This is a genomic window from Shewanella sairae (genome assembly GCF_023283535.1).
In the GTDB taxonomy this organism is placed as follows: Bacteria; Pseudomonadota; Gammaproteobacteria; order Enterobacterales; family Shewanellaceae; genus Shewanella; species Shewanella sairae.
In genome coordinates, this window is sequence record NZ_JAKILT010000205.1 from 1 (window position 1) to 748 (window position 748).

Below are 748 nucleotides of genomic sequence, written 5' to 3' on the forward strand. Positions count from 1 at the left end.
ACGGTGTGGTTCATGACTGGGGTGAAGTCGTAACAAGGTAGCCCTAGGGGAACCTGGGGCTGGATCACCTCCTTACCTATACGACTAACTTAATAGTTGTTGAGTGTTCACACAGATATGCTTGTCGTAAAGAAAGAGCAAATTACGTTGGGTCTGTAGCTCAGCTGGTTAGAGCGCACCCCTGATAAGGGTGAGGTCGGTGGTTCAAGTCCACTCTGACCCACCAAAATCTCAGTTTTCTCCTAAACGAAGATTTTGTTTTAACGTAAATTTGTTTGACTGCATGTAAATGGGGCTATAGCTCAGCTGGGAGAGCGCCTGCCTTGCACGCAGGAGGTCTGCGGTTCGATCCCGCATAGCTCCACCATTTACATCTTTCTCTTCAATAAGAGTAAGACATATGCACAGGTAAGAGATGCCAAAGATAAATGAGAAATTTATCTTTGGCTTTTTTAAGCCCGCTCTTTAAAAATTTGGAAAGCTGATAGTAATAATCTTAATGATTATTGCGAAATTAAAAATTGAGTTCTAAAACACTTAACATTAAGTGTCTTGGCTTGCTGCTTAGGTAGTAAGTAAAAAATTCTAATTTTGGCGAAAGTAGAAACCATTAGTTACGATACGGCTGTTTTATCTACCCTGATAAAACAACGGATAATCTCATAGAGACTTATTTGGGTTGTATGGTTAAGTGACTAAGCGTATATGGTGGATGCCTTGGCAGTCAGAGGCGATGAAGGACGTAGTA

At 41.4% G+C, this 748-nt stretch carries 2 tRNA genes and 1 rRNA gene; all 3 read left to right on the forward strand.

Annotation, left to right across the window (positions count from 1 at the left end):
- Positions 1-75: ribosomal RNA gene (locus L2748_RS24180) — 16S ribosomal RNA — on the forward strand; the annotation flags it as partial.
- Between the two features lie 74 nt (positions 76-149).
- Positions 150-226 (forward strand) — tRNA-Ile (locus tag L2748_RS24185).
- Positions 227-291: 65 nt separating this feature from the next.
- A tRNA-Ala gene (locus L2748_RS24190) sits at positions 292-367 on the forward strand.
- Positions 368-748 lie beyond the last annotated feature (381 nt).